At 72.4% G+C, this 19636-nt stretch carries 16 protein-coding genes; 11 read left to right on the forward strand and 5 right to left on the reverse strand.

Annotated elements, in window-relative coordinates; translation table 11 throughout:
- The first annotated feature begins 82 nt into the window (after window positions 1–82).
- Together OHO83_RS22905 and OHO83_RS22910 are read left to right on the forward strand one after the other, a co-directional pair.
- A complete protein-coding gene (locus tag OHO83_RS22905) occupies window positions 83–1765 on the forward strand; it encodes an IclR family transcriptional regulator domain-containing protein (RefSeq protein ID WP_266672515.1) in 1683 nt (560 codons plus the stop codon).
- A 77-nt stretch (window positions 1766–1842) separates the two neighbouring features.
- Complete coding sequence (locus OHO83_RS22910; RefSeq protein ID WP_266672513.1) at window positions 1843–2238, forward strand: hypothetical protein; 396 nt, start codon at window positions 1843–1845, stop codon at window positions 2236–2238.
- A 30-nt stretch (window positions 2239–2268) separates the two neighbouring features.
- Here the strand turns inward: OHO83_RS22910 and OHO83_RS22915 are convergent, their stop codons facing one another.
- Entirely contained in the window at window positions 2269–2472 is a 204-nt protein-coding gene (locus OHO83_RS22915) for a hypothetical protein (RefSeq protein WP_266672511.1), read from the reverse strand.
- 53 nt (window positions 2473–2525) lie between these two features.
- Here OHO83_RS22915 and OHO83_RS22920 point away from each other — a divergent pair, with 53 nt between their 5' ends.
- The 4 genes from OHO83_RS22920 (at window position 2526) to OHO83_RS22935 (ending at window position 7043) form a co-directional block, all read left to right on the forward strand.
- Entirely contained in the window at window positions 2526–3434 is a 909-nt protein-coding gene (locus OHO83_RS22920; RefSeq protein WP_266676491.1) for a hypothetical protein, read from the forward strand.
- On the forward strand, window positions 3431–3934 hold the full coding sequence (locus tag OHO83_RS22925) for a DUF7144 family membrane protein (protein WP_266672509.1): 504 nt from the start codon (window positions 3431–3433) through the stop codon (window positions 3932–3934). The genes OHO83_RS22920 and OHO83_RS22925 overlap by 4 nt, the downstream gene beginning before the upstream one ends.
- Window positions 3935–4041: 107 nt before the next feature.
- Entirely contained in the window at window positions 4042–5052 is a 1011-nt protein-coding gene (locus OHO83_RS22930; protein WP_389566833.1) for an endonuclease/exonuclease/phosphatase family protein, read from the forward strand.
- A gap of 32 nt (window positions 5053–5084) precedes the next feature.
- Complete coding sequence (locus OHO83_RS22935) at window positions 5085–7043, forward strand: FUSC family protein (protein WP_266672507.1); 1959 nt, start codon at window positions 5085–5087, stop codon at window positions 7041–7043.
- 112 nt (window positions 7044–7155) lie between these two features.
- Here the strand turns inward: OHO83_RS22935 and snpA are convergent, their stop codons facing one another.
- Window positions 7156–7821, reverse strand: coding sequence for a snapalysin (snpA, locus tag OHO83_RS22940; protein WP_266672505.1), 666 nt, complete (start codon window positions 7819–7821; stop codon window positions 7156–7158).
- 197 nt (window positions 7822–8018) lie between these two features.
- Between snpA and OHO83_RS22945 the strand changes: the two genes are divergently transcribed.
- Window positions 8019–8960: a LysR family transcriptional regulator gene (locus OHO83_RS22945; protein WP_266672503.1), complete on the forward strand. Its 942-nt coding sequence runs from the start codon at window positions 8019–8021 to the stop codon at window positions 8958–8960.
- A gap of 46 nt (window positions 8961–9006) precedes the next feature.
- Here the strand turns inward: OHO83_RS22945 and OHO83_RS22950 are convergent, their stop codons facing one another.
- Window positions 9007–11097: a PhoX family protein gene (locus OHO83_RS22950; protein WP_266672501.1), complete on the reverse strand. Its 2091-nt coding sequence runs from the start codon at window positions 11095–11097 to the stop codon at window positions 9007–9009.
- Between the two features lie 227 nt (window positions 11098–11324).
- On the opposite strand from OHO83_RS22950, the gene OHO83_RS22955 reads away from it, so the two are divergent.
- The 4 genes from OHO83_RS22955 to OHO83_RS22970 all read left to right on the forward strand — a co-directional run bounded on the left by OHO83_RS22955 (window position 11325) and on the right by OHO83_RS22970 (window position 16741).
- Entirely contained in the window at window positions 11325–13199 is a 1875-nt protein-coding gene (locus OHO83_RS22955) for a VWA domain-containing protein (protein ID WP_266672499.1), read from the forward strand.
- A gap of 129 nt (window positions 13200–13328) precedes the next feature.
- On the forward strand, window positions 13329–14342 hold the full coding sequence (gene adhP, locus OHO83_RS22960) for an alcohol dehydrogenase AdhP (RefSeq protein ID WP_266672497.1): 1014 nt from the start codon (window positions 13329–13331) through the stop codon (window positions 14340–14342).
- 138 nt (window positions 14343–14480) lie between these two features.
- Window positions 14481–16193 (forward strand): methionine--tRNA ligase, encoded by a 1713-nt coding sequence (metG, locus tag OHO83_RS22965; RefSeq protein ID WP_266672495.1) that lies wholly within the window; start codon window positions 14481–14483, stop codon window positions 16191–16193.
- Window positions 16194–16288: 95 nt separating this feature from the next.
- Entirely contained in the window at window positions 16289–16741 is a 453-nt protein-coding gene (locus tag OHO83_RS22970; RefSeq protein ID WP_266672493.1) for a hypothetical protein, read from the forward strand.
- Between the two features lie 22 nt (window positions 16742–16763).
- On the opposite strand, the gene OHO83_RS22975 is transcribed toward OHO83_RS22970, so the two are convergent.
- Together OHO83_RS22975 and aspS are read right to left on the reverse strand one after the other, a co-directional pair.
- Complete coding sequence (locus OHO83_RS22975; protein ID WP_443066060.1) at window positions 16764–17666, reverse strand: intradiol ring-cleavage dioxygenase; 903 nt, start codon at window positions 17664–17666, stop codon at window positions 16764–16766.
- Window positions 17667–17818: 152 nt separating this feature from the next.
- Window positions 17819–19588 (reverse strand): aspartate--tRNA ligase, encoded by a 1770-nt coding sequence (gene aspS, locus OHO83_RS22980; RefSeq protein ID WP_266562147.1) that lies wholly within the window; start codon window positions 19586–19588, stop codon window positions 17819–17821.
- Window positions 19589–19636: the final 48 nt, after the last annotated feature.

Genomic DNA, 19636 nt, shown 5'->3' on the forward strand with positions numbered 1-19636 from the left:
CCCGCGGGCGGCCGGGCGCCGGATGGCGGGGGGATTCCTCTACCGTTGCCTGAGAATGCGCCACGGAGAGCAGTCATCGCACATGTCCACTGGACCGGTTCCCACCCTCGACCCCGGCGTCGCGGCGCCCGCGGAGGCCGTCGCGCCGCTGATGCGCGGCATCGACGTGCTGCGCGGGCTCACCGACGCCGGCGGCACGCTCAGCCTCAGCGAGCTCGCGCGGGCCACCGGCCTCGCCCGGTCCACGGTCGACCGGATCTGCGCGACCCTCGCGCACATGGGGTGCCTGCGCCTCGACGGGCGTGACGCCACGCTCGCGCCACCGCTGATGGCCGTGGGCAACGCCTATCTCGGCGCCCTGCGGCTGCCCGCGCTGCTCGGCCCGCGCGCCGAGCGGCTCGCGGACGAGCTCGACGAATCGGTCTCTCTCGCGGTCCCCGACGGGGACGGGATCCGCTTCATCCACCAGGCGACCCGCCGCCGCGCCATGTCGCTGAGCTTCCGCATCGGCGACCTGCTGCCCGCCGAACGCACCGCGCCGGGACCGCTGTTCGCGGGTGCGTGGGACGAGGACCGGTGGGACCGGTGGCGGGCGCGCCGGGCCGCGGATCCCGAGGACCGCGCGTTCCCCGCGGTACCGCCCCGTCAGGAGGCGGAGACGGAGCCGTTCGAGGAGCGCGCGGCGCGCGCCGGGGCCGCCGGCTGGGCCCTCGACGACCAGCTCATCGAGCCCGGCCTCGTCGCGCTCGCCGTGCCCGTGCGCGGCCCCGGGGGTGACGTCGCGTGCGTGGTCAGCGTCGTCAGCCACACCAGCCGGCACACCGCCGCATCACTGCGCGAGGCGATGCTGGGGCGGCTGCGGGACGCCGTCACGGAGATGGAGGAGGCGCTGCGCGGGCCGGTTCCGGACAGCCCCGCGCCGACGGGACCGGATGCGACCGGACCGGACGCCGCGTGGGCCGCCGAGGCCAAGCAGCGGCTCGGCCGGGACTTCGTCGAGTCGCTGGCGCGCGGCCTCGCCGTGCTGACCGTCTTCGGGCCCGGGCGGGCCGAGCTGAACCTCACCGACATCGCCGCGGCGACGGGCCTGGCGCGGGCCACCGCGCGCCGCGCCCTGATCACCCTGGAGCACCTCGGATACGTCGCCTCGCGCGGCCGGGGCTTCTGGCTGACGCCCCGAGTCCTCGCCCTCGGCTTCCCGCCCCTGTCCCACCTCACGCTGCCCGAGATCGCCACGCCCCACATGCGGGCTCTCTCGGCCGAGCTGCACGACTCGGTGTCCCTGACCGTGCTCGACGGCGACGACATCCGGTACACGGCACGGATCGCGACGAGCCGTGTGATGAGCGTGAACATCTCGGTCGGGACCCGCTTCCCCGCCTTCGCCACGTCCATGGGGCGGGTCCTGCTAGCGGGTCTCGCCCCGGCCGAGCGCGCCGCGTTCCTCGCCCGGGCCGACCTGGCCCCGCTCACCCCGCGCACCGTCACCGGCGCCGACCGGCTCGGCGCGCTCCTGGACGACGTACGGCACCGGGGCCACGCGGTCGTGGACGGGGAGCTGGAGGAGGGGCTGCGCTCCGTCGCCGTGCCGGTGCGCGACCTCGCCGGGCAGGTCGTCGCCGCGGTGAACGTGGCCACGCACAGCAGCCGCCGCGACCTGGCCCGCGTCACGGACGAGGTCCTTCCCGCGCTGCTCGCCACGGCCTCGCGCATCGAGGCCGATCTGCACGTCGCCGGGCGGTTCGCCCGCATCCCCGCGGCATAGAAACGGGCCGCAGTGTTGCGGATCGCAGGACGACGGAGGTCAATGGAAGGCGGGGGGAAAGGCAGAAAGGAGCCGTCATGGCTCACGCGGCACCCGCCTCAGGAACCTCCGGCCTGCGCTCCATGGCGGCCGGCTCCAGGCTCTCGATGGCGCTCCCTCTCCTGCTCGGCATCGTCTACGGCTTCTGGGCCTCGGGCATCCGGCGCGATGCCGGCCCGATCACGACGGGCAACGTTCTGTTCGGCTTCCTCACGGGCATCATCGTCGCCGTGGTCACCTTCGGGATCCACCGGGCGTCGTCCCGGCTGCCGCGCGAACTGCGCGCCGTCACCTGGGCCGCGTGGGCCGGTATCGCGTTCGGCTATCTCTACAGCCTGACCGACGCCACGGTCCTGCGGTCCACGATCATGGCTCTGACGGTCGCCGTCGGTGTGTTCGCGGCGATGTTCTACCGCTACTACACACATGAGTGACAGACCATCAGGGCCACTCGGCAAGTGACCTCAGATCGGCGCGAAAGCGGCGGCGCCTCGGAAGGCGCCGCCGCTCGCGCTCGCCGGGCCGGCTGTGGCGACGGCGAGGGCGCCACCCGCGAGCAGGGCGGCCGCGAAGGTCCACAGGCACGCAGGGGTGCCCATGATCGCCTCGTGGCTCCCCTCACGGCGTAGCACCCGTTCGGCCGAGCCCTCCACCGCGGACCCCGCCATCTGCCCTGCCCCCGCTGGCGCCCCCTGCCGCGTGCCCGTTGCCTGGGAGGGTGATGCGAAGAGCCCTGTCCGTCGTCCTGCTGGCCCTGGCCTGCCTGCTCGTGCCGCTCGGCACGCTCTCCGTATGGGCGAGGTACGAGGTCGGGGACAGTGACCGGTACGTCGCGACGATGGCTCCGCTCGCCGCGGAACCGGCCGTGCGGGGCGCGGTCGCCGACGCCGTCACGAACGGCATCGTGGCGCAACTCGACGCGGGGCCGCTCCAGTCGGCGGTCGACGCGTTCGTGCACGACGCGGTGAAGTCGTTCACCGGCACCGAGGCCTTCCAGACGGCGTGGAACACGGCGAACCGGGCCGCGCACGACGCCGTGCAGCAGGCCGTCGACGACGGCACCGACGGCCCGGTCACCCTCGACCTCGCGCCCGTCACCGGGCAGGTCAGGCAGCAGCTCAGCGACGACGGCGTACCCTTCGCCAACCGCATCCCCGTCACGCACACCACGATCATCGTGATGAACTCGCGCGACCTCGAACGGCTGCGTGAGTCGCTGCTCCTGCTCCAACGGGCGGGCCTGTGGCTGCCGTTCGCCGCGTTCATCTCCGCCGCCACCGGGCTCGCGCTCGCCCGGCGCCGGCGCCGGGCCCTCACCGCGACGGCGCTCGGCGTGGCCCTGGCCGCGGCGGCGCTCCTCGTCGCGCTCGCGATGTGCCGCTCCCTCACTCTCGACAACCTGCCCTCGGACGTGGGCCGCTCCGCGGCGGGCGCGGCCTACGACGCCCTCAGCTCGTCGGTGCGCACCGCGTCCCTGTGGACGGCCGGCACGGCCCTCACCGTGGCCCTCTGCACCTGGCTGCCGGGGCGCCTGCGCCACAGGCCCTCACCACACCCTCCGGCTCCTCCCGAAATGCGGCCCGCCGCTTCCGGGGTGAGCATGCCAGTGACACCGAGGAGGACTGAATGAGCGAGACCCCCACCACCCCGACACCGCCCGGCCCCGGTCCCGACGCCGGCCACGGCGTCTGGTCGGACAAGCACCGCTCCGCCGCGCCCGACCCCACCCGGGGCTACGGCGCGGGCAGCGGCTGGGCGTCCGGCGGCACGGTCTTCGCCGGCGTCCTGATGATGGTCGGCGGCATCCTGGGCATCCTGAACGGCATCGCGGGCATCGCCAAGGACGACGTGTACGCCCGCATCGGCACCTACACGTACGCCTTCAACCTCACCACGTGGGGCTGGATCCACCTGATCATCGGCGTCATCGTCGCGGTCACCGGCTTCGGCGTCCTCAAGGGCCACGGCTGGGCGCGCGGCGTCGGCGTCGCCATCGCCGCGCTGTACATCATCGCGTACTTCATGTTCCTGCCCTACGAGCCCATCTGGTCGGTCATCGCGATCGCCATCGGCGTCTTCGTCATCTGGGCGCTGGTCAGCGACGGTTCGGACAACGCCGCCCGGGCCTGAGACCGGGCAACCGTTCCCCGCGCCGGCCCGTCTTTGAGGGAGGATTCCGGCATCCGGCGCCGGAGGGTGCCGGAGCGAGCGGAAGGCGGGCCCGGGCCTTGGAGCATGTGACGCAAGCGCCCGGCCCACCGCCGGTCCTCTCCTACGACGACCGGGACCGCAGGCCGGGCCGCACCCTGGCCGCCTGGGCGGCCGGCCTGCTCCTCGCCGGAGTCAGCGCGGTCGTGGGCTGCCGGATCGCGGACGTGGACGGGGTCACCCCCGTCCCCCAGCTCCTGGCGTTCCTGCCCTGGCTCCTCGCCCCCACGGGCGTCGCGCTGCTGCTCTCGGCGCTCGCGCGCCGGCGGCTCGGCATGGTGTGGGGCGTCGCGGTCCTGGGCGCCCTCGCCTGGTACATCGAGCCGTACGGCAAGGACGTCGAGGCGAGCGGGCCGCCCGTCGCGGAGGTGCGGGTCCTCTCCTCGAACGTCCAGTTCGGGCGCGGCACCGAGTCGCTGGTGGGCGCGGTGCGCCGCGAGCGGCCCGGCCTGGTGTTCGTCGAGGAGTGCGATCACGGGTGCCAGGACACCCTGCGCCGTGAGCTGCCGCGCGCCGACTTCCCGTACCGGCAGGCCGTGGAGGCGAGCGGATCGAAGGGGTCGGTGATTCTGAGCCGGTATCCCCTCAAGGCCGCCGCGGGCGTCCCCGGGACCATGGGCATGCCAGGCGCCGTCGCCGATGTGAAGGGCCACGACGTGCGGGTCCAGCTCGCGCACCCGATGCCTCCGCTGCCCCGCCAGGTCGGCCTGTGGCGCTCCGAGCTGGGCGGGCTGCGCGACTTCGCCGCCGCGGGCCGCTCGCGGCCGACCATCCTGGCCGGGGACTTCAACGCCACGCAGGACCACGCCGCGTTCCGCCGCATCCTCGACGCGGGCCTGCACGACAGCGCCCGCCTCACCCGGAAGTCCCGCGCCCCGAGCTGGCCCTCGCGCGTCCGCCCGCCGCTCGGCACCCAGATCGACCACGTGCTCGTGAGCGAGGAGTTCTCCCCGCACACCGCCCGCTTCGTCGAACTGGCCGACACCGACCACCGGGCCCTCCTCGTCGACCTGACGATGCACCGACCGGCGACGCCCTGAGCGCCGGGGCACCGTAGCGTTCAATGGACGGCATGCGCCCAGAGTCCCCGGCCCGCCATCTCGCACCGCCCGACTGGCTGGTCAGGAGTCTGCGTCCGCACCCCGCGCCGATCCCCTGGGCGGCCGTCGCGCGCGCCGCACTCGCGCTGTCGCTGCCGCTCGCGATCGGGCTCGCCGCCGGGCAGCCCGCGTACGGGGCGCTCGCCTCCATGGGCGCCCTGTCCGGAGTCATCGGCGACACCGCCGACGCCTACCGGATGCGGATCCTCAACATCGCGGTGCCGCAGCTCTTCGGCGCGGTCGGCGTGACGGTCGGGGCGTCCGTGTTCGGGCACGGCTGGGCCGCCGTCGCCACGGTCACGGGCGTGGCGCTCCTCTCCGGGATGATCTCGACGATCGGCGCGGTCGCCTCGGTGTCCGGGCTGCTGCTCCTGCTCAACTGCGTGATCGGCGCCGGGCTGCCCCTGCCGGGTCCGTGGTGGCTCGCGCCGCTCCTGATGACGGGTGGCGGACTCCTCGTCCTCGCGCTCGCGCTGCTCGCCTGGCCGTTGCGGTCCGGGGTGCCGGAACGCGCGGCCGTCGCCGCCACGTACCGCTCCGTCGCGAATCTGCTCGCGTCGGCGGCCGACCCCGAGAACTACGCCGAGACCCGCTTCGCCGTCACCCAGTCCTTCAACCAGGCCTACGACCTCGTCCTCGCCCGGCGCGCCCTCGCCCACGGCCGCAACCCCGAACTGGTGCGCCTGCTCGCCCTGTTGAACGCGCTCACCCCGATCGCCGAGGCCGCGCCCGCCGCCCACCAGCACGGGGTGCCGCTCCCCGCCGCCGTCCCCGACGCCGTACGCCGCCTGGCCGACGCCGTCGCCACCGGCAGCACCGACGCGGGGCCCCTCGACCTGCCCGCACCCGAAGGACCCGCCGCCCGCGCCGTCGACCACGCGGTGCGGCACGCCGCCGACCTCGTCACCAGCAAGAACACGGACCCCCACCGCGGCCTCGACGCCGACCGTCTCGGCCGGCCCGCCGTCCTGCGCGTGCGCGCCCTCCGCGCCGCGCGCAGCGTCGTGCTGTCCGGCTCCTCCTGGCGCTACGGGCTGCGGCTGGCCGTGTGCATCGGCATCGCCCAGGTCCTCGTCTCGACGGTGCCGGTCCCGCGCTCCTACTGGGTGGCGCTGACCATCACGTTCGTCCTCAAGCCCGACTTCGGCTCGGTGTTCTCGCGGGCCGTCCTGCGCGCGCTCGGCACGGCGGTCGGGCTCGTACTCGCCACGGTGGTCCTCGCCGAGGTGCCCCGCGGGTGGTGGGACGTGCCCGTGCTGATGGCCCTCGCCGCGCTCATCCCGGCGCTCACCCCGCGCGGCTACGGCTATCAGACCGCCGCCATCACGCCGGCCATCCTGCTGCTGTCCGACACCCTCAACCACCAGGGCATCGGGCTCGTCCTGCCACGGCTCCTGGACAGCCTCATGGGCTGCGCCATCGCGCTGGTCGCCGGATATCTGCTGTGGCCCGAGAGCTGGCACACCCGCATCGGGGACCGGCTCGCCGACGCCGTCGCGGACACCGCGACGTACGTGGAGCGCGCGTTCGGGGCGTCCGCTGACCCGGACGTCCCGGCCGCCCGCGCGCGGATGCGCCGCCGGCTCTACCGCGACCTGTCCGTCATCCGCTCGGAGTTCCAGCGCGCCCTGACCGAACCGCCGCCCACGGGGCGCCTCGCCGCCGCCTGGTGGCCGCTCGTCGTCGCCGTGGAACGCATCGTGGACGCGACGACCGCGGCGCGGGTCCGGGTCAAGCAGGGGGCGCCGCCGCCGGGGCCCGCCGAGGTGGCGCAGGCCGCGGGGCAGCTGCGGGAGCTGGCACAGGGGCTGCGCGCTGCCGACGTCCTGAAGGGGGTGCGCGCCGACTTCAGCGAGGCGGACCGCGACGGGGTGCTGGAACCCGTACGCCAGGAGGTCGCGGCCGCCCGCTCCATCGCCTCACCGCACTGAGGCCGGCAGCCGCCACGGGACGCGGATGCGGGCCGCCCCGGGGAGGGGACGGCCCGCATCGGTGTGGGGGGTGGCTCCGGTACGCCGGACGATGATGGTCGGCCGGTGAGGGTCAGCCGGTCGTGGCGGACTTCTCCAGCGACTTCACGGCCTTCGCGAAGCCGTTGGCCCACAGCTGGTTGACGCGGGACTTCTCGTTCGCGTCCGGGTACGGGTTCGTGCAGGACGGGCCCGGGCCGCCGCCCGACATCAGCTCGCTGCACGGCCCCTCGTAGTGGTCGGGGAGCCCGAGGACGTGACCGGTCTCGTGCGCGGTCACACGGGTGGAGTCGTACTGCTGGTTCTGCGCGTAGTCCAGGAAGATGTATCCGCTGCCGTGCCCGTCCGTGGACGCGTACGAGCCGCGCGAGTCGTTGCCCTCGTAGTAGGCGAAGTCGCCGCCGCCCGAGGACGCCTGGAGCTTCACGTTCGACACGGAGGAGTTCCATATCGACGTGCTGTTGGCTATCTGCTGCGCGAAGGACGGGGCGCCCGACGCGTCGTACGTGACGGTGACCGACGCGGCGTGCGGGTGCGCGGCGCGCTTCTGCGCGACCGACTTCAGGACGGCCTGGAAGAACGCCTTGTTGGCGGCGGCCTCCTCGGCCGAACCCGCGTAGTGGGTGTAGCCGGCGACGACCGGGGCCGGGGCGGCGGACGCGGGGGCCGCGGTGGCGAGCGCGCCGGCGGCCATGCCGATGCCGACCGCGACCGAGGCGCAGCGCAGGGAGAGCTTCATGTGGGGGGCTCCTCCTCGTTCCGTGAGTGGGGGTTACGTGAACGGTTCGGTACGAGGGAGAGTGTGGAGGTGCCCGGGACCCCTGGGGATGATGGCAATTGGCGATAGGGCGGAGCTATCACCCGCCCAACTCGCCCGTTTCGGTTCGCATTTGGACGTCTGGTGCGACCTCCGCGACCGCCTTACGCTCGATGCCCATGGAGCTCGAGGTGAGACACCTGCGCGCGCTGTGCGCCATCGACGACACCGGGAGCCTGCACAAGGCGGCCCGCCTGCTCGGCATGACCCAGCCGTCCCTGTCCACCCAGCTCAGGCGTATCGAGGAGACGCTCGGCGGCGCGCTCTTCGCCCGGGAGCGCACCGGGTGCCGCGCGACCCCCCTGGGCCGCGTCGTCCTCAACCGCGCCCGCCCGCTCGTGGACGGCATGCGCGCCCTCGTCACGGAGACCAGGGCGGCCGGCGCACTCGCCGCGGGCGGCCCCCATCTGCGGATCGGTTCCACGGCGAGCCGGGCCATACCGGGCTGGCTGCGACGGCTGCGGCAGCGCGAGCACCCGCCCGGCGGCGAGCCGGCGCTCCGTATGGACGTCTCCGCGAACGCGCTTCTGCGGCTCGTCGGCGAGGGACAGCTCGACGTGGCGTTCGTGCACGAGGTCGAGGGCAGCCCGCTGCGCGTCCCGCCGGGTCTGCGCTGCCGCGTCCTGGTCGAACGCGAACCGCAGTACGTGTCCCTGGCCGCCGACCATCCGGCCGCCCGGCGCCGCGTCGTGCGCCTCGCCGACCTCGCCGACGACCGGTGGATGGTCGACCCCACCGTGGACGGCGAGTGGCACGGACTCCTGCGGGTCCTGAGGGCCGCCGGGCTCAACCCCCGGATCCTGCACGGCGACTACCTCACGGCGGCGTCCCTGGTCGCCACGGGCGAGGTCGTCGCCCTGTGCCAGCCGACCTCACGGGGCCGCCCCGACATGGCCATAAGACCCCTCGACGGCGACCCCATCGGCGTACGCCTCGTCCTCGCCGCCCGCACGGAGGCCGAACTGGACGCGGTCTACGGGGACTTGGAGGACGCCTACTGGGAAGCGGCCCGGCAGGCACCCGCGTATCGCGAGCGCCTGCCGGACGCGGCATCGGCCTGAGGCGACCTGAAGCGCCCTGAAGCGAGCCGGGACGACCCGGGTCGGATCAGACGCCGATGTCGCAGCCGTCCTCGCGCCACACGGAGACCACCGACGGACGGACGATTTTCCCCGGCCCGTCGGGCCACGCGCTCGCCGGCTTCTCGACCGACGCGCCGTCGACCTCGCCCGGGTGCTGCACCGAGACGAGGACCCGGCGGTCCTGGACCAGCGGACCGCAGGTCTCGGCGCCGTTCGGCATCGTCAGGAACTGCTTGAGCTCACCGCGCCGCTCGCCCCGCGTCGCGACACCGAACAGCCCGTCGTGCGTGCCCAGCGCGTTGCCGTCCGTGGAGATCCACAGGTTGCCGTGCGGGTCGAACGCCACGTTGTCCGGGCAGGAGATCGGGCTGACCCGGTCCTTCGGGAAGCCCGCGAAGTACGTCGCCGGGTCCTCCGGGTCGCCCGCGACAAGGAAGAGCGACCAGCCGAACGTGGTGGCCTCGGCGCGGCCCCGGTGCTCGGCCAGCTCCAGGATCTGCCCGTGCTTGTTGAGGTTGCGCGGGTTCGCCTCGTCGACGGGCGCCTTGCCGGCCTTGCCGCGGTCCGAGTTGTTCGTCAGCGCGACGTAGACCTTGCCGGAGTGCGGGGACGGCTCGATGTCCTCGGGCCGGTCCATCTTCGTGGCGCCCACCTTGTCACCGGCGAACCGCGTGAAGAGGTAGACCTCCTCCGCCGTCATGCCGTCGACGTGCGACACCGCGCCGTGCGGGCCCGCCGTGGCGAGCGGCAGCCACTCGCCGCCGCCGTCGAACTCGCCGTCCGCGGGCAGCTTGCCCGTGCCGTCGATCTCGGCGGCCGGGGAGTCGCCGGTCAGCCGGGCGACGTAGAGGGTGCCCTCGTCGAGAAGCGTCAGGTTGTGCTCGTGCGCGGCGCGCGAGCGGCCCTCGGCGACGCGCTTGCTGCTCACGAACTTGTAGAAGTAGTCGAACTTCTCGTCGTCCCCCATGTAGACGACCGGGCGGCCGTCGTCGGTCAGGCGCGGCTGCGCGGCCTCGTGCTTGAAGCGGCCGAGCGCGGTGCGCTTGCGCGGGGTCGACTCCGGATCGTACGGGTCGAGTTCGACGACCCAGCCGAAGCGGTTCGCCTCGTTCGGCTCCTTGGCCAGGTCGAAGCGGTCGTCGAACCGCTCCCACTTGCGCTCGGAGGCCTCGCCGGTCACGCCGTAGCGCTTGAGGCGGGCGGCCGTGGCCGGGTCGGTCACCTTCGCGGCATTCGCGAAGTACTGGTTGAAGTTCTCCTCGCCGTGCAGCGTCGTGCCCCACGGAGTGGTGCCGCCCGAGCAGTTGTTGAGCGTGCCGAGGACGGTACGGCCGCTCGGGTCCGCCTTCGTCCGCACGAGCGCGCTGCCCGCGACCGGGCCCGAGAGGCGGAACTCGCTGGTGGCGGTGAGGCGGCGGTTGAGCTGGTGACGCGTGACGGCCGACAGCCGGCCGCTGCGCCGCGACTCCTCCACGACGACGACCGACAGGCCGTGCGCCGCCCAGGCGGTCTCCACCTGCTCGCGCGTCGGGTTCTCGGGGTCGTACCCCTTGAACATCAGGATCTCGTCCGTGTACTCGTGGTTGGCGACGAGGACCTGGCGGCCGCGCTCACCGCGCAGGGGGAGGAGGCTCAGGAAGTCGTTGTTGTAACCGAACTGTCCTGCCTGGGCCTTCGCGGACTGCCTGTCCGGGTCGAAGGCGGGCGCTCCGCGCAGGATGGGCTGGCCCCAGCTGATGACGACGTTCTGGGCGTGGCCCTCCGGGACGGTGACCCGGTCCGCCGTGTTCGGCGCGACGGGCGTGAACCGCAGTCCGCGCGCCCCCTTGTCGCCCTTGTGCGCTACGCCCGTTGCCGCCCCCGACGGCGTGGCGGCGACGGCCCGCGAAGCCCCCGAGCCCACGACCGTGCCGGCCGTCGCGGCGGCGACGGTCACGACCGCGGCCGTGCGCAGCATCGAGCGACGGCTGAGCGCACCGGAGATGACGTCACCGACGTACTCGTTGGAACTGGTGTTGGGCACCTCCTGAAAACAGGCGTCCCCACAACGGAACCGGCAGGTCAGCGCGGCACGGCCCCCGTTGTGCGAGCCGATAAGCGGCAGCGTTTTGCGCACTCTTTTCCTCCCCTTTACGGTCACTCGGGCGTGACGCTAGGGGCGTGGCCGAGCGCGGAGGGGGACGGCGGGTGAACGAGCGGTGAACCTGTGCCGGTCGTGCGGCAGTTGAATGCCCTTCGCCCGGGTGGGCGACCCTGCCCAAGATCACGAAACGTGGCGGCTAACCTTACGTGTCCGCCCTGGCCAGGGGTTACGGAAACCAACTCATGCGAAGGGTTGCGCACATGGGCATTCGGAATCTCCTGCGGAACGCGTTCGGAAGGCCGCGGAAGTCCTCGCGGGGTGACGAGGCGGCGACCGCCGCACCCGAGGCGACGGTCCCGGCACCGGCCGGGGAGGCGACCCTGCCGAAGGCCGCGCCCGCCGAGTCGGCAAAGGCGCCCGAGGCCGCGCCCGCCGAGGCGAAGGCGAAGGTGCCCGCGCCATCGACGCGCGAGGCGGACGACCTGGTGGCCGCGGCGTTCGACAACGTCAAGGTCCCGAAGCCGTCCGCGCCGGTGGACGAGAGGGCTGCCGCCGACACGGAAGCGGAACCGACCACGGAGGCCGTGGAGGCCGAGCCGGAGGCGGAGGCCGCGGAGCCCGAGCAGGTGACGGAGGCGGTCGCCGAGCCGGACGTGAAGCCGGAGGCGGAGGCTGTCGCAGAGCCTGTCGCCGAGCCGGTGACGGAGACGGAGGCGGAGGTGTCCCCCGAGGCCGCCGTCGAGCCCGTCGCCGAGACGGAGCCCGCCGTCAAGGCAGAAGCGGAACCGGCAGGCGAGAGCCCTGAGCCCGCCGCAGAGCCCGCGGCGGAAGCGGAGGCGGAGGCCGTCGCCGAGCCGAAGGTGAAGACGGAGGCCGAGGCATCGCCCGAGGCCGTCGCCGAGACGGAGCCGGAGGCCGAGACCGAGCCGGCCGCCGAGCAGCCCGAGGCCGTGGTCACGCCCGCGCCCGCCGCCGAGCCCGAGCCGAAGGCCGTCGCCGAGCCGGTCGCCGAGACCGAGCCGAAGGCCGTCGTCGAGCCCGAGCCGAAGGCCGTCGCCAAGCCCGCCGCCAAGCCCGAGCCGCAGACCGTCGCCGAGCCGGTCGCCGAGACCGAGCCGCAGACCGTCGCCAAGCCCGAGCCGAAGGCCGTCGCCGAGCCGGTCGCCGAGACCGAGGCGAAGGCCGTCGTCGAGCCCGAGCCGAAGGCCGTCGCCAAGCCCGCCGCCGAGACCGAGCCACAGGCCGCCGTCGAGCCGGTCGCCGAGACCGAGCCCGAGGCCGTCGTCGAGCCCGTCGCCGCTGCCGCGTCGGAGCCCGAAGTCGTCGCCGAGCCGGAGCCCGTCGCCGTCGTCGCCGAGCCCGAGGCCGTCGTCGAGCCCGCGCCGCAGGCCGACGTGGCCGAGCCCGTCGTCGAGGTGGCACCCGAGACCGATGCCGAGGCCGGCACCAAGGCCTCCGCCCCCGCCCTCCCCCTCGCCCGGGTCAAGTCGCGCGCCCCCGGGCTCGCCGCTGCCTACAAGGCCGCCGGGAGCGTCCTCAAGAAGAACGACCTCACCGGGGTCCGTGCCACCGTCTACCTCGTACTCGACCGGTCGGGTTCGATGCGTCCGTATTACAAGGACGGATCCGCGCAGGCGCTCGGTGAACAGGTGCTCGCCCTGGCCGCGCACACCGACCCCGAGGCGACCGTGCACGTCGTCTTCTTCTCCACCGACATCGACGGCACCGGCGAGCTCACCCTCGACGGGCACGAGGGCCGCGTGGACGAGCTGCACGCATCGCTCGGCCACATGGGACGTACCAGCTACCACCGCGCGATCGAAGAGGTCGTGGCGCACCACGAGAAGTCGCAGTCGCAGACGCCCGCCCTGGTCGTCTTCCAGACGGACGGCGCCCCGGACGCGAAGGGCCCGGCCAACCAGGCGCTCGCGGACGCGGCCCGGCACCCGCTGTTCTTCCGGTTCGTCGCGTTCGGCGAGCACGAGGCCAAGGGCTTCGACTACCTGCGCAAGCTGAAGGCGCCCAACGCCGCGTTCTTCCACGCGGGCCCCACCCCCCGCGAGCTCACGGACACCGAGCTGTACGAGGGGCTGCTCGCGGACCTGCCGCAGTGGCTGGACTCGCAGCAGGCCTGACCCCCGCACCGTCCGCGCCCCCTGTCCCCGCCCCGGCGGGACAGGGGGCGCCGCCGTTTCCCCCGCGCCGTTCCCCCTGAATCGGGAGAAGCTGGATGAATTCCGGCACCGAGGGAAGGACCGCGCACCATGAAGGCCGCCGTAGTCACCGACTTCACCCGGCCCCTGGAGATCCAGCACCGCGTGATCCCACGGCCGGCCGCGCAGCAGGTCCTCGTCCGCATGGAGGCGAGCGGGCTGTGCCACACGGACATCCACGCCGCCGCCGGTGACTGGCCCGTCAAGCCGGTCCCGCCGTTCGTCCCGGGCCACGAGGGCATCGGGATCGTCGAGGACCTGGGCGAGCGGGTCGGCCACATCAACGTCGGCGACCGCGTCGCCATCGCCTGGCTGGGCGAGGCGTGCGGCCACTGCGACCACTGCGTGTCCGGCTGGGAGACGCTCTGCCTGAAGCAGCGGAACAGCGGCTACTCGCTCGACGGCTCCTTCTCCGAGTACGCCGTCGCGCACGGCGACTACGTCGTGAAGGTCCCCGAGGGCCTCGACCCCCTGGACGCCGCCCCGCTGACCTGCGCGGGAGTGACGACGTACAAGGCCGTGAAGGTGTCGGGCGCCGGCCCCGGCAAGCGCGTCCTGATCTCCGGGATCGGCGGCCTCGGCCATCTCGCGCTCCAGTACGCGCGGATCGCGGGTGCCGAGACCGTCGCCGTGGACGTCACCGACGACAAGCTGCGCCTCGCGCACGAGCTGGGCGCCGACCATGTCATCGACGCCCGCACCCAGGACGTCGCCGAGGCGGTGCGCGGGCTGGGCGGCGCCGACGTCGCGATCGGGCTCGCCGTGTCGAACGCGTCGCTCCGGGCGGCGTACGGCTCCCTGCGCAGGCACGGAACGCTCGTCCTGGTCGCGCTGCCCGCCGGAGGCAAGCTGGAACTGCCCGTCTTCGAGCACGTGCTCGAAGGCAAGAGCGTGATCGGTTCGATCGTCGGCACCCGGCAGGACCTCGCCGAGGTCTTCCAGCTGCACCGCCTCGGCCGTACCCGCGTCATCCGCGAGCAGCGCAGGCTCAAGGAGGTCAACGAGGCGATCGAGGACATCCTGGCGGGCCGGGTCACGGCCCGGCTGGTCTTCGACTTCCGCTAGGCACCGCACCCGCACCGCACCGCCGGGGCCGTCCACCCCGTAAATACCGGGAGGGGCGGCCCCGCCGTGTCGGATACGATTCTTTGATTCGACTGACGTACACCGTCACCGCACGCAGCGACTTGGGAGCAGCCCCCGATGGCTCGACACCTCATCACCAGCGCCCTTCCGTACATCAACGGAATCAAGCACCTGGGCAACATGGTGGGGTCCATGCTCCCGGCGGACGTGTACTCCCGGTACCTCCGCCAGCGCGGCCACGACGTCCTGTACATCTGCGCCACCGACGAGCACGGCACGCCCGCCGAGCTGGCCGCGAAGGAGCAGGGCCTGCCGGTGGCCGAGTTCTGCGGGCAGGCGCACGACGTACAGAAGGCCGTGTACGACGGCTTCGGCCTGGCCTTCGACCACTTCGGCCGCAGCTCGTCCGCGCAGAACGCGGAGCTCACGCAGCACTTCGCGCGCCGGCTGAACGAGAACGGCTTCATCGAGGAGCGCGCGATCCGTCAGGTGTACTCGCCTGCCGACGGCCGCTTCCTGCCGGACCGCTACGTCGAGGGCACCTGCCCGCACTGCGGCTACGACAAGGCGCGCGGCGACCAGTGCGAGAACTGCACGCGCGTCCTGGACCCGACGGACCTGATCAACCCGCGCTCGGCGATCTCCGGCTCCACGGACCTGGAGGTCCGCGAGACGAAGCACCTCTTCCTGCTGCAGTCGAAGCTGCAGGTCGAGGTCGAGGAGTGGATCGCGCGGACCGCGGGCGAGTGGCCGCAGCTGGCCTCCTCCATCGCCCGCAAGTGGCTGACCGAGGGCCTGCACGACCGCGCGATCACCCGTGACCTGGACTGGGGCGTCCCCGTCCCGGCCGACACGTGGCCGGAGCTGGCCGCCGAGGGCAAGGTCTTCTACGTCTGGTTCGACGCCCCGATCGAGTACATCGGCTCGACGAAGGAGTGGTCGGACCAGAGCCCGGCGGACCGCGACTGGAAGTCGTGGTGGTACGAGGCCGACGACGTCCGGTACACGCAGTTCATGGCCAAGGACAACGTCCCGTTCCACAGCGTCATGTTCCCCGCCACGGAGATGGGCGTGCGCGAGCCGTGGAAGAAGGTCGACTACCTCAAGTCCTTCAACTGGCTGACGTACTACGGCGGCAAGTTCTCCACGTCGCAGAAGCGCGGCATCTTCACGGACGCTGCCCTGGAGATCCTCCCGGCCGACTACTGGCGCTACTTCCTCATCGCCAACGCGCCGGAGTCCGACGACTCCTCCTTCACGTGGGAGCACTTCTCGGCCACGGTGAACAAGGACCTCGCCGACACCCTCGGCAACTTCGTGAACCGCGTCCTGTCCTTCTCCCGCAAGCGCTTCGGTGACGACGTGCCCGCGGGCAAGGAGGCCGGCGAGGCGGAGACGAAGCTGGGAACGGAGATCGCCGCGCTGCTCGCCGAGTACGAGGCCCAGATGGAGGCCCTCCAGTTCCGCAAGGCCGCGTCCGCGCTGCGCGCCCTGTGGTCGGCGGGCAACTCCTACCTGGAGGAGAAGGCCCCCTGGCTGGAGATCAAGACCGACCCGGAGGCCGCGGCCCTCACGCTGCGTACGGCGATGAATCTCATCCACCTGTACGCGGTCGTGTCCGAGCCCTTCATCCCGGCCTCGTCGAAGGCGATGCGCGGCGCGTTCGCGCTGGCCGACGACACGGCCACGTGGGTCACCGCGGAGCAGGCCAAGGCGCTGGACACCGTCCCCGCGGGCACGGCCTTCACGGTCCCGCCGGTGCTCTTCGCGAAGATCACCGAGGAGGACCTGGAGTCCTACCGCGAGCGCTTCGGCGGCGCTCCGGAATAACACATTCCGGGGGAAAGGGGTGCGGGGATCTGTCCCCGCACCCCTTTCCCGTACCCCGCTACTGGCATGTCCACGACCGCGATTAGGGTTTCGCCATGCCAGTTCCCGCAACCATCCCGATCGCCCACGAGCCGGACCACCGCACCGCCACCATCGGCCGGTACGCGGACGGCCAGTTCCTGGCCTCGGTGACGTACGCCTTCCCGGAGGGCTACCGCCCCGACGACGGCTGGGAGGAGCACAAGCGTCTCTACGCGGTGCTCCACACCTTCGACGCCTCGGGCAGGTACCGCGACTCGGAGATCTGGTGCGCGGGGACCTGGGCCGAGGGTGCCGAACTCGCCCAGGCCCACGCCCACTTGGACAAACTCCTGGCAGCCCTGCCCGGTCGCGCCTACGGCGACATCGCCGTCCGCCCGTTCCGGCTCGCCGTGGACCGCGTGCTCTTCGGCCTGATCGCCGAGGACGACGACGAGGGCGGCTGGGCCGAGCTCTACCCGGACCGCCTCGGCTTCGGCGCCCCGTGGGACGGCCGGTACGACACCTGAGCGCAGCCCGCGGCGGCGCCCGTCAGGAAGCCGTCGAGGCGGAAGCGCCCGGCTGCGTATCCGTGCTGTCGTGCGTCTCGTCGGGTGCCACCGCCATCGTGATCGACCCGATGACGCCCTTCGCGATGCGCCCCTTGCCGTACGTCAGCTTCAGCAGGCCGCCCGTCGTCCCGCTCTGGTCGTAGATGGTGTCCTCGGTCAGCGTCGTGCGCTCGGTCGTGCTCGTCGAGTACGGCGCGACCTTCCCCGAGGCGATGACCGCGGCCTCCTCGAAGAAGAACTGACCGGTGTGACAGGTGTGGCCGCCCTCGTAGCCGGCGTCGGTCCACTTGCCGTCCACATGGACCTTGGTGTGGATGTGCACGGCACGGCCCCGGTACCAGCCGGGGAAGATCGTTTTGAACTCGACGCCGCCGTGCCTGTCCGTCTTCCAGGTGCCCCGCAGATAGCGCTCGTCGTCGGTGGGCTCCTCGTGCCCGCCGCCACCGCCACCCCCGGGCGGGGCGCCCGTCGGGGTGCCGGACGGCTGGTCGGTCGGGACTCCGCTCGGGGCGCCGCTCGGGGGCGTGCCACCGCCACCGGTGGAGAGGGACTCGTACCCGGAGTAGATCCCGAGCGCGTCGCAGTGCCAGATGTCGACCGCCGCGTTCCGCAGGGGCTTGCAGGTCTCGGCGTCGATCACCTTGAGGCGGAGGACCATCGGGATGCCCTCCTTGTCCTCCGTGATGTCACGGCGGAGCTTGTCCGCGTCGATGTAGTACGGGCCCTCGGTGGTCTCCGAGGTGAGCCGGTAGCAGGACTCCGCCTCGGACTTCCTGTCGGCGGTGTCCGTCTCCCCGGCGAACGCGTTGGCGGCGATGGAGCCCCCGACGCCGACGGCCGCCACGGCGGCTCCGCCCGCGAGGATGACCTTCCGGCGGGTCATGTCACGTTTGTGCGCTGGTCCCTGAGTCTCTGTCATGGGAAGCGAAGCTAGGACCGCCACCTGTCAGGGCCATGAGGATGCGCTGTGAGTCCGCACAGCGAAGGGGCCGGAACCGATCAACGGTTCCGGCCCCTTCGGACGACTGGCGGGTGCTACTTCTTCTCGCCCACCGGCTTGCGCAGCTGGATGTTCAGCTCGCGCAGGCGCGTCTCGTCGAGCTCCGTGGGCGCGCCCATCATCAGGTCCTGCGCGTTGCCGTTGAGCGGGAACGCGATGGTCTCGCGGATGTTCGGCTCGTCGGCGAGGAGCATGACGATGCGGTCGACGCCGGGGGCGATCCCGCCGTGCGGCGGGGCGCCGAAGCGGAACGCGCGGAGCATGCCCGCGAACTGCTCCTCGACGGTGTCACGGTCGTAGCCCGCGATCTCGAAGGCCTTGAGCATGATCTCGGGCTCGTGGTTCCGGATCGCGCCGGAGGACAGCTCCACGCCGTTGCAGACGATGTCGTACTGCCAGCCCAGGATGTCCAGCGGGTCCTTGGTCTCCAGGGCCTCGAGGCCGCCCTGCGGCATGGAGAACGGGTTGTGCGAGAAGTCGATCTTCCCGGTGTCCTCGTCCTTCTCGTACATCGGGAAGTCGACGATCCAGCAGAAGCGGAAGACGCCCTCCTCGAAGTGCCCGGCGCGCTTGGCGGCCTCGACACGGACGGCGCCCATGATCTTGGAGACCTCGTCGAACTCGCCCGCGCCGAAGAACACGGCGTGGCCGGCCTTCAGGCCGAGGCGCTCGGTGAGGACCTTGACGTTCTCGTCCGTGAGGAACTTCGCGATCGGGCCCGTGAGGGACCCGTCCTCGGCGACGCGGACCCAGGCGAGGCCCTTCGCACCCTGCTCGACCGCGTAGTCACCCAGGCCGTCGAAGAACTTGCGGGACTGCGACGCGGTGTCCGGGACGGGCAGCGCGCGCACGTGCTTCCCTGCGAACGCCTTGAACTCGGAGCCCTCGAACACGTCCGAGATGTCGACCAGTTCGAGCTGGGCGCGCAGGTCCGGCTTGTCCGAGCCGTACTTGAGCATCGACTCGCGGAACGGGATCCGCGGGAACGGGGACGTGACGTGACGGCCGCCGCCGAACTCCTCGAAGAGCTCGGTCATCAGCTTCTCGATCGGCTGGAAGACGTCCTCCTGCTCGACGAAGGACATCTCCACGTCGAGCTGGTAGAACTCGCCCGGCGAGCGGTCCGCGCGGGCGTCCTCGTCACGGAAGCAGGGCGCGATCTGGAAGTAGCGGTCGAAGCCCGAGATCATCAGCAGCTGCTTGAACTGCTGCGGGGCCTGCGGCAGCGCGTAGAACTTGCCCGGGTTGAGGCGCGAGGGGACGACGAAGTCGCGGGCGCCCTCCGGAGAAGTGGCGCTGAGGATGGGGGTCGCCATCTCGTTGAACCCGAGGGCCACCATCTTGGAGCGGATGGAGGCGATGACGGACGAGCGCAGCATGATGTTGCGGTGCATGCGCTCGCGGCGCAGGTCGAGGAAGCGGTACTCCAGGCGCCGCTCCTCGTTCACCCCGTCGTCCGCGTTGATCGTGAACGGGATCTGCTGGGCCGCGCCGAGCACCTCGACCTCGGCGGCCTCGATCTCGATCTCGCCCGTGGGCAGCTCGGAGTTGACGTTGTCGGCGCCGCGCGAGACGACCTTGCCGTCGACGCGGACGACCGTCTCCTTGGTCAGCCTGTCGAGGACCTCGGCGGCCGCGGTGCCGGGGCGGGCGACGAGCTGCGTGATCCCGTAGTGGTCCCGCAGATCGATGAAGAGGATGCCGCCCAGGTCGCGCCGATTGTGCAGCCAGCCGCTCAGCCGGACGTCGGATCCGACGTCAGAGGCGCGGAGCTCGCCGCAGGTGTGGGACCTGTACCGATGCATCGTCGTTCATCCAGTCTTTGCGATTGGGGATTGAGCGGGCATGCCCGA

This window comes from Streptomyces sp. NBC_00569 (assembly GCF_036345255.1).
GTDB lineage: Bacteria > Actinomycetota > Actinomycetes > Streptomycetales > Streptomycetaceae > Streptomyces.